Raw genomic sequence first — 13,939 nt, forward strand, 5'->3', positions numbered from 1 at the left:
TAATTTTCTTAACTTGGGAGCTAAAAAAGGCAAAAGATTAGCTTTCAAGACCAATTCCCAAAATTTCACGAATGTCCTCAATAGTGAGGCTAGCCCGTGACTCTTTCCCATCAAGAACTGTAGAAACTAGGTTACGTTTGCTTTCTTGGAGCTCTTGTATTTTTTCTTCAATGGTACCACGCGTAATCAGGCGGTAAACCTTAACATTGCGTTCTTGACCCATACGATGGGCGCGTCCAATAGCCTGAGCTTCAACAGCAGGATTCCACCAAAGGTCAACGAGAATTACTGTATCTGCACCTGTTAAATTGAGCCCAACGCCACCTGCTTTAAGTGAAATCAGAAAAGCGTCTCCCTCACCGTTATTAAATGCAGTCGTCATATCCTGACGCTCACGGGCTGGAGTTGACCCAGTAATCTTAAAAGACTTCATTTCAAGGTTGGCAAGTGTTTGTTCAACAAGGTCTAACATTCCCCGAAATTGTGAGAAAATAAGTACACGATGCTCACTATCTTTGACTTGTTCAAGCAACTGCCGTAGACTTTCTAACTTGCCGCTTTCATCATTATAGTCTTCTATAAAGAGAGCTGGTGTATCACAAATCTGCCGCAGGCGCATCAATCCAGAGAGAATCTCTACCTTGCTGCGATTAAGTTCCTCATCAGATGATGTCAATACTCGCTCCTGCATTTGACCTAATTGTGCTAGATAGATAGCTTTTTGGCTATCAACTAGCTCATTATGGTAGACAATTTCAGTTAAATCTGGCAATTCTTGAAGCACATCTTCTTTTCTACGTCGCATGATAAATGGTTTGACGAAACGAGCGACCGTCTCAGCTGGCATTTTTAAAAAGTCCTTTTTACTTGGTAAGAGCCCCGGTAAAACGATTTGAAAAATAGACCAGATTTCACCTAAATGATTTTCTATCGGCGTTCCTGATAAGGCAAAAGTATGTTTAACATCAAAATTGCGTAAATATTGTGCAATTTTTGTTTGAGCATTTTTCATGACCTGAGCTTCATCCAAGAAAAGAAAATCAAAACTCCTTTCACGATATTCTTCCACATCTTGACGAAAAGAAGCATAACTAGTAATCAAAACTTGGTGATTTTCAGTAATCAATTTATCGCGCAAATCCTTTGTGCCATAAACGACGGTCACATCAAGTTGAGGAGCAAACTTAGCACACTCACTAGCCCAATTATAAACGAGGCTAGATGGTGCAAGAATTAAGGCTCGTTTCTTTTCAGTCAACTGGCTGGAAAGAAAGGCTATGGTTTGTAGCGTCTTTCCCAACCCCATATCATCAGCTAAAATCCCGCCAAAGCCATAATGATTGAGCATGGATAACCACTTAACACCTATTTCTTGGTAATCACGTAGTTTGGCTTTGACTTGAATTTTTGGCAAGATGAAATCCTCTGGGTGGGTCAGATCATATGCCAAGTGCCGGAATTCTTCTGAAAAATGAACCTGCTCTTTACCTGCAAATATCTCAGATAATTGATAAGCTGCTAACTTATTTGTCTTAAATTGTCCATTTTTGCTTGGTCGCACCCGTAATTTTTTAAGAGTCTCAGAAACCTTTTTTGTTTCTTCATCAAAAATTAAAATGTTGCCAGATTTGCTGATATAGTAATCCTGTGCATTGAAGAGAGCCGCTAAAGCCTCATCAATTTCTGACTGTTCAACACTAGCAAATTCAAAACCGATAGAAAGAAGCCCACTATCTGAATGTAGTGCTACAGTTGGCTGTTCTACATGATAAAGTTCCTGCAAGCGATCTGAGACATGGACTTCCGCTAACTGTGCAAAATTGGTCAAAGTTTGCTGAAAAAAAGGATAAATATCATTTGTTTTTAAAGGAGGGCGACTTGTTTCAAAGTCAGGTGTAAAACCCGCCTCTTGAATCATTCTAAATAATGCTTCCTGATGCTCATAATGGCTAGCAAAAGGGAGTTTTGCCAAATCATCAAAGTTATTGACTTGCTGTTGTCCATAATCAAAACTGATTGTAAGAAGAACCTCTCCTGTCTCTGCTAAATCTAAATTAAAATAAGCTTTAAAATCATGGATTCTCAAATTATCAGGCGCGACAACTTGCCCCATTTTACGAAATTCTAAAATGCCAGATGCCAACTTGGCTTGTTCCAGTCGGTCAAATTGAAGAACTTTAACTCGATTGCTATCAATCGGGAGCTCTAAAATCGCGTGTAAAATCTGCTGCTGCTCTTGACTGAGTTGGTAGAAAGTCCCGTTGTAAAAGAGGAATTCCCCACCGTAGAGAACCTTATAAATACTTTCAATAATTGTCAATTCAAAAAAGGGTTCTTGCTCTGTCACCTCAAAACGAAAAAGACCAGCTTCCTCATGTAAATCTTGAAAAAAGACTTCTGGATAATCATACATGCTATGCTCTAGACAAAAATCAGATAAGTTTGCTAGGCGAGTGACTCCTTCTTCAAATAGACTAGCAGGAAAAGCCAAATGTCGTCCTTGATTGATAAAAACAAACTCAGAGCGATCATTGTCTCTTGTTAGTCCCCAAAGGTAGACCAAAAGCTCCTGACTAGGCTCATCAAAAGCTGAGAAAGTCAAAGGCTCATAATAACTTTTACCAATTTGATAATGCTGTTCCTTACGCACGGCGTCTAAGAAAGCTCGAATATCACGCACCACATAAGAGCGCTCATCGGGCAAGCGACTAATTCGTAAGGTCCAAATGAACTGACCTGTCAGGTCATCTTCCTGTCCCAAAGCAGAAAGTTGAAAACGAGGACTTTTCACTTTTTTCGGTAAAATAGCATCTAAAAAAAGACTACCAAAAGACACGCGCGTCTGGACTTCCTGACTGTCTGATTCATGATTTTCCATTTTTGTCAAAATTAGTTTGCCATTATCATCATTTTTCAGGTAATATTCCAGCGCTGCTAAATGGACACAATATTTTTTCTTCTGGAAAAAATCACAAGCACAAAAAACAACCTCATCTTCCAAACTATAGCGAAGATTTTCGTTTCCGACACGCGCAAAAAGTAAGTCCTCCTTGCGATCCATGATGACCACTTTCCCCTGTTGGTAAAGCGCCATTCCTTCAGTTCGGATTTTCCCTGGGATTAATTTTGCCATAAAACCACCTTTATATTATCCCTTTATTATAACATAATTTCCGTCTAAAGAAAAAGAGAGCAAGCCAAAACTCGTCTCTTTTTCTTTTTTACATCAAGGCGGTAATCGCTGTAATCAAGCCAAACACAATCCCAGGCATATTAGCTGCGGCTAATGGAATATCTCGTTCTTTTTTAAAGAGTCCATAGTAAACCCAAAGACTACAGTTGATTGCTGCTACTAAAGGCTGAACAAAATTCCCCTTACTGCCAGAAAGGTTATCCATAATCTGCGGAATATAGGACACATACATCATGACCGACATAAAAGTCGCCACCCAACCCAAAATAATCATATGTTTTTCTTTCATTTTAAAACCTTTCTTTTACTTAAATATTATCGCATTAACAACTTACTTCCGTTTTCTTGCAATCAAATGGATGGGCGTACCTTCAAAAACAAAGGCTTTGCGGATTTGATTTTCCAAGAAACGCAGGTAAGAAAAGTGCATGAGTTCTTCTTCGTTGACAAAGATAACGAAGGTTGGCGGTTTGACCGCCACTTGCGTCGCGTAGAAAATCTTGAGGCGCTTGCCCTTGTCGGTCGGTGTGGGATTGATTGCCACCGCGTCCATAATCACATCGTTCAAGACAGAAGACGGAATGCGCGTATTTTGGCTCTCGCTGATATGCTTGATGAGAGCTGGCAATTTGTTTAAGCGCTGCTTGGTCAGGGCAGATACGTAGACAATCGGCGCATAAGCGAGGTACTGGAATTGGTCGCGAATGTCCGCCTCCCAATTTTGCATGGTTTTGTTGTCCTTTTCCAGCGTGTCCCACTTGTTGACCACGATAATGATGCCTTTTCCTGCCTCGTGGGCGAAGCCCGCAATCCGCTTGTCATACTCACGAATGCCTTCTTCGGCATTAAGCACCATAAGCACCACATCCGAGCGGTCAATCGCCCGCATAGCCCGCATGACTGAGTATTTCTCGGTGTTTTCATAAACCTTGCCCGACTTGCGCATGCCAGCCGTATCAATCATGGTAAATTCTTGCCCCTCGCTGTCAACAAAATGCGTATCAATCGCATCGCGCGTCGTTCCAGCCACTGGACTGGCAATAACTCGCTCCTCACCCAGAATAGCATTGATGAGGCTGGATTTACCGACATTGGGACGACCAATCAGGCTGAACTTGATCAGATTGGGATTTTCTTCCACGTGCTCCGTTGGCAGATTGTCCACGATAGCGTCCAGCACATCGCCCGTCCCAATCCCATGGACAGAAGAAACTGGATAGGGCTCGCCCAAGCCCAGCGCATAAAAATCATAAATATCGGCACGCATTTCCGGATTATCGACCTTGTTGACTGCGAGGATAACAGGTTTGTGGGTCTTGTAAAGCATGCGCGCCACGTATTCGTCAGCATCGGTAATGCCCTCTTTTCCTGACACCACAAAAACGATGACATCGGCTTCATTCATGGCAATCTCAGCTTGGTGCTTGATTTGTTCCATGAAAGGAGCATCGACATCATCAATTCCTCCCGTGTCAATAATACTAAATTTACGATTGAGCCAGTCTGCCGTGGCATAAATGCGGTCGCGGGTAACGCCTTCGACGTCTTCGACGATTGAAATCCGCTCGCCTGCAATCCGATTGAAAAGCGTTGATTTGCCGACATTGGGCCGCCCCACGATAGCTATAGTTGGTAAAGCCATGATTGTTCTCTTTTCTAATTATAATAATTTCTTCTCTTGTAAATAGTCGGAGCTGGCTGGATTTGCTGGCGCGCCAAATTGCTGCGCTAAACGCTCGCTCCAAGTCGCTAGGGCACGGTCTCCTGCATAATCCGCCTGCACCTGGTCATAAGCCTTGATAACGGTCTCGTCCTGCTCTTGATACATTTCGTCAAAAACCACCGCTTCATAAGGCAGTCGCGGTTTGACAGCGTGCTCTTCTGCCGCTTGACCCAGAGCCATACCAAAAATCGGATAGGTGTAAGCTGGCAAGTCGAAAAGCTGACCGATTCCCTTGGAAGCATAACGCACCAAGCCAATAATCACACCAGCATAACCCAGACTTTCAGCAGCCAGCAAGGTGTTTTGCGCAGCTAGCGCCGCATCAACCGAGCTAATGAGAAGATTTTCCGTCCCTTCAGGGTAAAACTCGTCCGTGTGAAGCGCCACGCCCTTTTGCGCGCGATTGAGGTCACCGACAAAGAGCAAAAAAACAGAAGATTGACGAATAGCTTCCTGCGGCACCAAGTCAAAAAGTGCTGCTTTTTTCTCATTGCTACGCACCACAATAATGGAGTAAGACTGAAAATTTTTCCAGCTTGACGCCGCGCGCCCCGCATTGATCATATTTTTCAAGTCTTCTTCAGAAATTTCTTTGTCAGTAAAACGCCGAATAGACCTGTGCTGCCTCATCAAATCAATGGTTTCTGTCATCTGCGATTTACTCCTTCCAAGCGAACTTCCTGCGCCAAGTATTTAATTCGTTCCATGACCCGCTTGGCTTGCCAAGTTTCATCCCCATTTTTCGCCGTTGCAAAATGACGCTCCAGCTCTTGGAAATTAAAATTGGAAGTAAAGAAAGTCGGAAGATTTTCCTGCATGCGATGCTGCAAAATGACCTGCAAAATCTCATCGCGCATCCAAGGACTGGATTGCTCGGCACCAATATCATCCAAAATCAAAACTTGCGCGACCTTGACCGCATCAATCTTTTCCTTGACGAGGCCTGAGCTAATAGCATTCTTGACATCCAAGACAAAGCTAGGATAATGCAGCAAGGTCGTTGACACGCCGCGCTTTTCTGACAAATCATGCGCTAAAGCGGCCAACATGTAGCTCTTGCCCACCCCAAAGTCTCCGTAAAGATAGAGGGCTTTTTGGTAGTCAGGATAATCAGCGACAAAGTTGGTCAAAAGCTCAAAAGCCTTGTAGCGCCCTACGTCATCCAGGTCAACCTGCGCCAGACTCGCTTCCTTGAGACTGGCTGGCAGACTAATCAAGTTGAGGCGATTTTTTATCGCTTCCTGCTTTTGCTGCTCAATCAGCTCAGGTGTCTCCTCATAAGAAACATCTGCATAGCCTTCATTTTTGATCAAAATAGGCTTGTAGCCCTTGGCAATATAGTCTTGGTCACCCAGCAAAAAGCGATTACGCTCGCTAATATACTGGTTAAACTTGGAAATGCTTCGCGAAATTTCTTCTGGGATCAACTTTTCTTGCTCAATAAAAGCCGCCACATCTGGGTCGCTAACGATTTGTGCAACCAGTTCATCATACTTGAACTGATGCGGATTGTTCTTATGTGACAAGGTTTGTCCGATTTTCTCCATTTAGTCACCTCCTCCGTCTAGTTTGGCTAAGAGACGCCGTTTTTGCTCCTCTAACTTCGCCTGCTGCTCCGTGCTCGTTTCATTCTTGTAATCAGGATTGCTCCAGTCAGGTACATTGCTAGCTGGTTTCTTCTGATTTACTTGTCTATTTCGATCTTGCTTGGCTGAGCGAATCTCTCTGATCTTCAAAACGGCTTCTTCTGCACTTTTAATATCTTGACTAGAAAAATCATTAGCAAGTTTTAGACTATATTTCTCATTTAAATTTGCAGAAATTGATTTACTAAAACTAAATAGCAAAATGATATTGATTACTTCGTCCAAAAGTCCTAGTAGCCCCATGCTGTGTAAAACTTGACGCTCACTTTGTAAAATCATACCTTTACGGGCTTGTTTAAGTTCTGCTAAAAATTGAAGTGGCTTTTGCCTTTTCGCTTCTGCAATGATCGTTCGTTCTTGCTGGGTGAAGTTCTCGGTCACTTTTGTCTGAGCTAATTTTTGCTGCATCCGTTTGACTGAAATCACCTGATTGTGAGCCGTTTCTTTAGCCAAAATAAAGGTTTCATACCAAGTCCAATTTTGCTCCTCTGCTATAGCAAAAAGTTGCAATACAGCTTCTTGTTCATTTTCAAAGCGTAACTGTTCACGCGCCATAAGCTGCTTAAAAGCTTCCAAATCAAAGCTAGGTGCCTTTTTTTTAGATGAATCCATTGAAGATACTGTTTTTTGAACATCATTTAAGCTGAAAATCTCTGAAAAACTGCTCTCAACAATCCGCCCACTTGGCTGTGTCAAACGTAATTTATTAACCGCAGCTTCTCCAATTTTATTTTCCAAAAGCTTAACATAAATGCTATTAGCCAAGAATTCTTCTGATGATAGCAGAGGCAGAAATTTGAGAGCATAGGCTTTTTCGCCTTGATATAGCTCCATCAGCCCTAAAGCAATTAAATTTTTTAAAGCCTGCTCAAGTTGTGGCATAGATATATTCAGATGATTGAGCACTTCATGAAAACCGTGAGTTACCTGTCCATTATCCCCAAAAATCAGCAGATAATGGTAAACATCGGTTGACATCTGACCCAAAAGTGGACGATAGCAAGCCATCAAACTCCATTCATCTGGATAAATGCGATTATTTTTTACATAAGTAAAGAGCTCGTTTGGTCTCATAATTAGTCCTTCTTCTTACGGCTACCTTGAGTAATCTGCTGAAGCAGGCTTTCTAACTCAGCCACATCCTTGAAACTCCGATAAACACTGGCAAAACGCACATAGGTAATCTCATCTAGTTCAGCCAACTCGTCCATAACAAGACTACCGATGTAGTCACTGCTAATTTCATTATCATTGCTACCAATGAGTTTTTGCTCGACCCGACGGACAACACCTTCGATCTCATCGCTTGATACGGGGCGCTTCTGAGCTGAACGGATAATTCCATTAAAAATTTTATCACGCGAAAATTGTTCTCTTGTTCCATCTTTTTTTACAACGACGATTGTTCTTTCTTCCACACGCTCATATGTTGTAAAACGATGTTGACATTCTTCACAAACCCTGCGACGACGAATCGTTGTTCCCTCTTCGGCCTGTCGACTATCAATAACACTAGATTTATTTGCACCACACTTTGGACAACGCATCTGCTTCCCTCCTGAATTCTTAATGCTTCATTATACCATGTTTTAAGAAATAACAAAAGCTAGTAAATTGGTATTCCCATAGTATAGTGAAATTTCAGCTATCTATTTAGAAAACATTCACTCCGAAAAGATGACAATCAAAAAACGAGAAATTTCATTTCAAAACTTCCCGTTTTTGATTGTTAAAATGCAACTTCTGCTTCTAACCCAAAATGGTCACTAACAACAGGTGTTGCTTTGCCGTCAAAAACAACAGCAGATTTTTCAATGTTGAAATCTTTACTTGTAAAGATATAATCAATTTTTAGAGCTTCCTTATTTCCAGCCCAGCCAGCAATATCGCCTTCAACCGTTGCTGTACCAACGACTGTAGCAGCAACAGCATGACTATCTTGCAAAGCAAGTGGACTTCTTAAAATGTGCTGATAGCCTTCATAACCGACAGGATTGTTAAAATCTCCCATCAATACCAAAGGCATGTTGCATTGTAACAATTCTTCTTCTATCTGTGCCCACTCTTCTTGGAAGCCTTTATTCCACCAGGAAAGATGACAGGAAGCCACCGTTACAAGCCGTCCATCAACTTCTGTTTCCGCCAAAAGTACTTTTCTAGTGTGATAATCCGTTGGATCGTTGGCATCTGAAACCAATAACTCCCTTGGTTTCAATGGATTTAAGGATAAAATAGCAACTCCCTCATGAAACCGATCAAAACCAATATGATTATAAGCCCAAGACCAATGATAAATAAGACCTTTCTCTACCAATCTCTCCACAAGACAATGTGCAAAGTGGTCTTTATGAATCGCAATAGCACCATCTACCGCATGATAAAATGGAGCCTGAACAACCTGTTCAGACTCCATTTCTTGATTGACTTCCTGCAGGCAAATGACATCATATTTTTCTTGAAGAATCCGCTCAGCTAGTTGATCTAGCTTTTTTTCTTGCTCATCTTCCATCCAACTATGAGTATTTAAAGTCAGGAATTTTGCCATGATTTCTCTTTTCTATTTACAATTCTACTTTAGCAACAACCGTTTTCGCTGCTACTTTGCCGAATGTTTCAACCGTTACAGATTTAATAGCTTGTGCATTTGTGAAGACAACAACTGTTGAAGTTTCACGACCTGCCGCTTTGATAGCTTCTAAATCAGCTGTCACAAGAAGATCACCTGCTGCAACTTTTTGTCCTTCTGCAACATGTACTTCAAATGGTTTACCTTCAAGACTGACTGTATCAAGTCCGATATGAACAAGCACTTCAAGACCATTATCAGTCAAGAGACCAAGAGCGTGTTTTGTAGGGAAAATGCTTGTAACAGTACCTGCTACTGGTGAGTAGATATTCCCATTTTCAGGTTCAACTGCAAATCCGTCACCCATCATTTTTTGTGAGAAGACAGGATCTTTCACATCAGAGATAGCAATGACTTCACCGTCAGCAACCGTTTCAACTTCTTCTGTTACACCTTTGTAGCTCACTTCCGCAGCTTGTGAAGCTGTCATTTGACTCGGAAGAGTTTCAGGAATCACTTCACCTGAGTCAAGTAAGTCTTGAATATCAGATTTCAAAACATCCGCTTTTGGTCCATAAATTGCTTGAACACCTTGACCTTTCATCACCAAGCCCATAGCTCCTTCGGCTTTCCATTGCTCTTCTGTACCAACTTTTTCTGCATCTTTAACAGTTACACGAAGACGTGTCATACATGCGTCAACATCAACAATGTTTGCACGTCCACCAAGAAGATTGATAATATTCACAGCTTGAGATGCCTCTGCTACTTTGCCACCAGCTGGGGCAGACGAAGGACTATCTTCTCCATCAGCTGTTTCATAGTTTCCGTTACGTCCTGGAGTTGCGTAGTTAAATTTCTTAATCATGAAGTTGGCAATAAAATACATTCCAACTGCAAAGAGCACTGTTACCCAAACAAAATTAATAATATCCATACCCAAACCAGCATTGATGGCTAGTGGAGTACGAGTCAGAAATTCGATTGAACCAAATGAGTGCATACGCAAGTGAACAATATCTGCCATAGCAAAGGCTAACCCTTGCACAACAGCATACACCAAATAAAGAGGTGTTGCAACAAACATAAACATGTATTCAATTGGTTCTGTAACACCTGTTAAGAAAGTTGCAAGTCCTGTTGCAATCATCATCCCTTTGTATTTATGTTTCTTATCATCATCTACATTTCGATAAATTGCAAAGGCAACCCCCATCAAAATACCAAATGAACCAATCATTTGCCCAACTTTAAAACGAGCTGGAGTAATACTATTTAGAAGATGTTGATATTGGTCAGCGTGTGAACCTTTTAAATTAACAAGGTCTGTTACCCAAGCCAACCATAATGGATCTTGACCAAATACAGTCGTTCCTTTAGCAGCCCCTGTCAACACTTCATATGTCCCACCTAATTGAGTATAGTTGATTGGAATTGTCAACATATGGTGAAGTCCAAATGGTAAAAGAAGACGTTCTAAAGTACCAAACAAGAATGGTGCGAGAATTGGAGCTGTCTTTTGAGAGTTAGCAATCCAAATACCAAAATTGTTGATTCCAGTTTGAACAACTGGCCAAAATACTGCAAGAATCAAAGCCACAATTGTAGAACGCAAAATAACAACGAATGGCACAAACCGTTTACCATTAAAGAATGAAAGCGCATCTGGTAATTTACGGTAATTATAATATTTGTTGTAAGCAGTTGCTCCAACAAAACCGGCAATGATACCAACAAACACCCCCATATTAAGAGCAGGAGCTTCAAGTACACTTACAAAATAATCAGCCACCTTAATGGTTCCACCAAAGACAGTTTTTACAGTAGCTCCTTGTTTTGTAAGAAGGTCTGAAGTTACTCCAAAAAAGACCCCTGTAATACGGTTAATTAAAATAAATGAAAGTCCGGCCGCAAATGCACCACCAGCACGTTCCTTTGCCCAGCTACCTCCAATAGCTAATGCAAACAAAATGTGAAGGTTTCCGATAACTCCCCAACCAATTTGCTCAAGAATACCGCCTGTTGTAACAAGAGCAGCTACGTTTGGATTGATCATTGGAATTGACTTACCAATACTGATCATCAAACCAGCCGCGGGCATTACTGCGATAACGACCATCAGAGCTTTTCCGAATTTTTGCCAAAATTCGAAACTGAATATGTTTTTGAATGTCTCTTTTATCATTCGTATCTCCTTATAAAATTTTCCGCAAGCGCTTTCCGCAAACGTTTGCATTTATTTGACTCTTTAATTATATCATATATTTCTATTTTGTAAAGCGTTTTTATATAATATTTTAAAAACTTTCCCTATTTTTTACTTGCAAAGTATAACAGATAAAAAAACATCCCCATTAGAAAAGTGCAGAAAAACGATATTTCCTGCACTTCACGTTTATTCCTGCATGGCATATCCTACACCACGTACAGTTTTGATATAGCTTTTTTGATGTGGAAGGTCAATTTTCCCACGCAGATAACGGATATACACATCCACCACATTCGTTTCAGTCGCACTTTCATATTTCCAGACACGATCTAGTAATTGCTCCCGTGTCAAAGTTTGATTACTCCCCATTAGCGTTGCCAAAAGGTCATACTCACGACGAGTCAAGGAAATTAACTCGTCTCCTCGATAGACCAAATGATTTTGCACATCAATCCGCAAATTTCGATAAGAAGTTGGAACACGCATCTGGCTGCAATGCTGATCAATAAAATCACGCCCACGGAAAATGGCTGAAATTTTATCAACTAGTTGAGAGACTAATACCGGTTTACGAACAGCAGCGACTGCAAAACGCTGCACTTCTTCCTCTCGCCCTGTTAAATCTTCTGGGTAGGCCATGACGATAATAACGGATGCTGGACGAAACTCCGCCAATTTCTCCGCAAAAAAGCTGACTGACATATCAGCAAGATTTAATCCTAGTAAAAAAAGGTCGTATTCTTTCTCTTTGGCTAGTTCAAGCCCTTCCTGATTAGTTGTGACCCGTTCGACAACTAGTCCCTCCTTTTGGAGTTCCAAGCTTAAAAAATGCCCCAAATTCTTCTCTTGTTCAATCAATAAAATTTTTTTCGCCATAATTTGTTCATTCTTCTTTTATTTATAAGTAGAGGCTGGAACACTGTTTCCAACCTCTATCGTATAGCCTGAGCAAATATAAAATTTCCTAAATCTGCCTACATCATTGAAAAAATTAAGTCAGCAGACCTGATTATTGTTCGTCATACCAAGAATAGTGGTAGACGCCTTCTTTGTCTTTACGCTCGTAAGTGTGAGCACCGAAGTAGTCGCGCTGCGCTTGAATGAGGTTGGCTGGCAAGTTTTCAGCGCGGTAGCTGTCAAAGTAAGCGATAGCGCTTGAGAAAGTCGGAACTGGAATCCCTGCTTGAACAGCCAGACTAACCACATTGCGGACAGATTGTTGGTATTTAGCTGTAATATCCATGAAGTACTCGTCCAAAAGCAAGTTAGCCAAGTCTGCATCACGGTTGTAAGCGTCTGTAATCTTTTGCAAGAAACGAGCACGAATGATACAACCAGCACGCCAGATTGAGGCAATTTCGCCAAATGGCAAGTTCCAGTTATTTTCCTTACTTGCAACGCGCAGTTGGGCAAATCCTTGCGCATAAGACATGATTTTTGAGAAGTAGAGCGCTTGGCGGATTTTCTCAATCAACTCAGCCTTGTCGCCCTCAAATTTGAAAGGAGCTGGTTTTGGCAAGAGCTTGCTTGCATGAACACGCTCGTCCTTGTAAGTCGAAATGTAGCGTGCAAAGACAGATTCGGTAATCAAAGGCAGCGGCACACCGAGGTCGAGTGAAGATTGGCTGGTCCATTTACCCGTTCCTTTGTTGCCAGCAGCATCCAAGATATAATCCACAATCGGACCGTCTTGTCCTTCATCATCCTTACGAGTCAAGATGTCTGAAGTGATTTCAATCAAGTAGCTGTCCAGCTCGCCTTTGTTCCACTCGGTGAAAATTTCAGCCATTTCAGCAGCTGAGAAGCCCAGCAAGTGCTGCATCAAATCATAACTTTCAGCGATGAGTTGCATGTCGCCGTACTCAATTCCGTTGTGAACCATTTTGACATAGTGACCAGCACCGTCAGGACCAATGTAAGTCACACATGGAGCACCGTCTTCTGGCGCCTTAGCAGAGATTTCTTCCAAAACATCAGCTACCAAGTCGTAGGCTTCTTTTTGTCCACCCGGCATGATAGACGGCCCTTCAAGAGCACCTTTTTCACCACCAGAGACACCTGTACCGATAAAGTTGATACCTGAATTTGCCAACTCTTCGCTACGGCGAATGGTATCTTTGTAGAAGGTATTCCCACCGTCAATCAAAATATCGCCCTTATCAAGGTAAGGCAAAAGAGCTTGAATAGTCGCGTCTGTTCCCGGCCCAGCCTGCACCATGAGCATAATCCGACGTGGTTTTTCAATCGAATTTACAAAAGACTCAATATCATAGCTCGGTAGAAAATTCTTATCTGGATGCGTCGCAACGACGTCCTCTGTCTTTTCCTTGCTGCGGTTAAAAATGGCCACACGGTAGCCACGAGATTCGATGTTTAGGGCAAGGTTACGACCCATAACGGCCATACCCACAACGCCAAAGTTTGCTTTTGTCATGTCTTACTCCTATTTATAGTTACTAGTCTTATTGTAACATTTTGCAAGCATAATTGAAAGTACTTTGCCATGATATGAATTATAAAAAGAGTGAAACTGCAACTAAGTGAACAAAATATTTTTCACAGCTTGACAAAAAAGACCTTTTATTATATAATAAAACCGACC

General features: G+C 41.6%; 11 protein-coding genes. All 11 read right to left on the minus strand.

Going from position 1 to position 13,939, the window contains the following annotated elements:
- Positions 1 to 37 precede the first annotated feature (37 nt).
- The 11 genes from A3I3_RS0100335 to gndA all read right to left on the minus strand — a co-directional run bounded on the left by A3I3_RS0100335 (position 38) and on the right by gndA (position 13,771).
- Complete coding sequence (locus A3I3_RS0100335; RefSeq protein WP_018370751.1) at positions 38 to 3,133, minus strand: pilus expression-regulating Snf2 family helicase; 3,096 nt, start codon at positions 3,131 to 3,133, stop codon at positions 38 to 40.
- Between the two features lie 88 nt (positions 3,134 to 3,221).
- Positions 3,222 to 3,482, minus strand: a complete 261-nt coding sequence (locus tag A3I3_RS0100340; protein WP_018370752.1) for a SemiSWEET family transporter — start codon at positions 3,480 to 3,482, stop codon at positions 3,222 to 3,224.
- A 42-nt stretch (positions 3,483 to 3,524) separates the two neighbouring features.
- Positions 3,525 to 4,835 carry a ribosome biogenesis GTPase Der gene (der, locus tag A3I3_RS0100345; protein WP_018370753.1) on the minus strand — a complete coding sequence of 437 codons (1,311 nt, stop codon included), beginning with the start codon at positions 4,833 to 4,835 and terminating at the stop codon, positions 3,525 to 3,527.
- A gap of 18 nt (positions 4,836 to 4,853) precedes the next feature.
- Complete coding sequence (locus A3I3_RS0100350; protein WP_018370754.1) at positions 4,854 to 5,567, minus strand: nitroreductase family protein; 714 nt, start codon at positions 5,565 to 5,567, stop codon at positions 4,854 to 4,856.
- On the minus strand, positions 5,564 to 6,463 hold the full coding sequence (dnaI, locus tag A3I3_RS0100355; RefSeq protein WP_018370755.1) for a primosomal protein DnaI: 900 nt from the start codon (positions 6,461 to 6,463) through the stop codon (positions 5,564 to 5,566). Before dnaI ends, A3I3_RS0100350 begins: the two co-directional genes overlap by 4 nt.
- Positions 6,464 to 7,636, minus strand: a complete 1,173-nt coding sequence (locus A3I3_RS0100360) for a hypothetical protein (protein WP_018370756.1) — start codon at positions 7,634 to 7,636, stop codon at positions 6,464 to 6,466. It abuts the gene before it with no gap.
- Between the two features lie 2 nt (positions 7,637 to 7,638).
- Complete coding sequence (nrdR, locus tag A3I3_RS0100365) at positions 7,639 to 8,109, minus strand: transcriptional regulator NrdR (RefSeq protein WP_018370757.1); 471 nt, start codon at positions 8,107 to 8,109, stop codon at positions 7,639 to 7,641.
- Positions 8,110 to 8,291: 182 nt separating this feature from the next.
- On the minus strand, positions 8,292 to 9,107 hold the full coding sequence (locus A3I3_RS0100370; RefSeq protein WP_003029933.1) for an endonuclease/exonuclease/phosphatase family protein: 816 nt from the start codon (positions 9,105 to 9,107) through the stop codon (positions 8,292 to 8,294).
- Between the two features lie 16 nt (positions 9,108 to 9,123).
- Positions 9,124 to 11,313 (minus strand): PTS transporter subunit IIBC, encoded by a 2,190-nt coding sequence (locus A3I3_RS0100375; RefSeq protein WP_018370758.1) that lies wholly within the window; start codon positions 11,311 to 11,313, stop codon positions 9,124 to 9,126.
- 210 nt (positions 11,314 to 11,523) lie between these two features.
- A complete protein-coding gene (locus A3I3_RS0100380) occupies positions 11,524 to 12,213 on the minus strand; it encodes a response regulator transcription factor (RefSeq protein ID WP_018370759.1) in 690 nt (229 codons plus the stop codon).
- Positions 12,214 to 12,346: 133 nt separating this feature from the next.
- Positions 12,347 to 13,771, minus strand: a complete 1,425-nt coding sequence (gene gndA / locus A3I3_RS0100385; RefSeq protein WP_018370760.1) for an NADP-dependent phosphogluconate dehydrogenase — start codon at positions 13,769 to 13,771, stop codon at positions 12,347 to 12,349.
- Positions 13,772 to 13,939 lie beyond the last annotated feature (168 nt).

Source organism: Streptococcus massiliensis DSM 18628, assembly GCF_000380065.1.
GTDB classification, from domain to species: Bacteria; Bacillota; Bacilli; order Lactobacillales; family Streptococcaceae; genus Streptococcus; species Streptococcus massiliensis.

Excerpts from the sequence above, each read along its gene's own strand:
- dnaI (WP_018370755.1), bottom strand. The coding sequence starts at position 6,463 with ATGGAGAAAATCGGACAAACCTTGTCACATAAGAACAATCCGCATCAG.
- der (WP_018370753.1), bottom strand. The coding sequence starts at position 4,835 with ATGGCTTTACCAACTATAGCTATCGTGGGGCGGCCCAATGTCGGCAAA.
- A3I3_RS0100370 (WP_003029933.1), bottom strand. The coding sequence starts at position 9,107 with ATGGCAAAATTCCTGACTTTAAATACTCATAGTTGGATGGAAGATGAG.
- A3I3_RS0100350 (WP_018370754.1), bottom strand. The coding sequence starts at position 5,567 with ATGACAGAAACCATTGATTTGATGAGGCAGCACAGGTCTATTCGGCGT.
- A3I3_RS0100360 (WP_018370756.1), bottom strand. The coding sequence starts at position 7,636 with ATGAGACCAAACGAGCTCTTTACTTATGTAAAAAATAATCGCATTTAT.
- nrdR (WP_018370757.1), bottom strand. The coding sequence starts at position 8,109 with ATGCGTTGTCCAAAGTGTGGTGCAAATAAATCTAGTGTTATTGATAGT.
- A3I3_RS0100380 (WP_018370759.1), bottom strand. The coding sequence starts at position 12,213 with ATGGCGAAAAAAATTTTATTGATTGAACAAGAGAAGAATTTGGGGCAT.
- gndA (WP_018370760.1), bottom strand. The coding sequence starts at position 13,771 with ATGACAAAAGCAAACTTTGGCGTTGTGGGTATGGCCGTTATGGGTCGT.
- A3I3_RS0100335 (WP_018370751.1), bottom strand. The coding sequence starts at position 3,133 with ATGGCAAAATTAATCCCAGGGAAAATCCGAACTGAAGGAATGGCGCTT.
- A3I3_RS0100375 (WP_018370758.1), bottom strand. The coding sequence starts at position 11,313 with ATGATAAAAGAGACATTCAAAAACATATTCAGTTTCGAATTTTGGCAA.
- A3I3_RS0100340 (WP_018370752.1), bottom strand. The coding sequence starts at position 3,482 with ATGAAAGAAAAACATATGATTATTTTGGGTTGGGTGGCGACTTTTATG.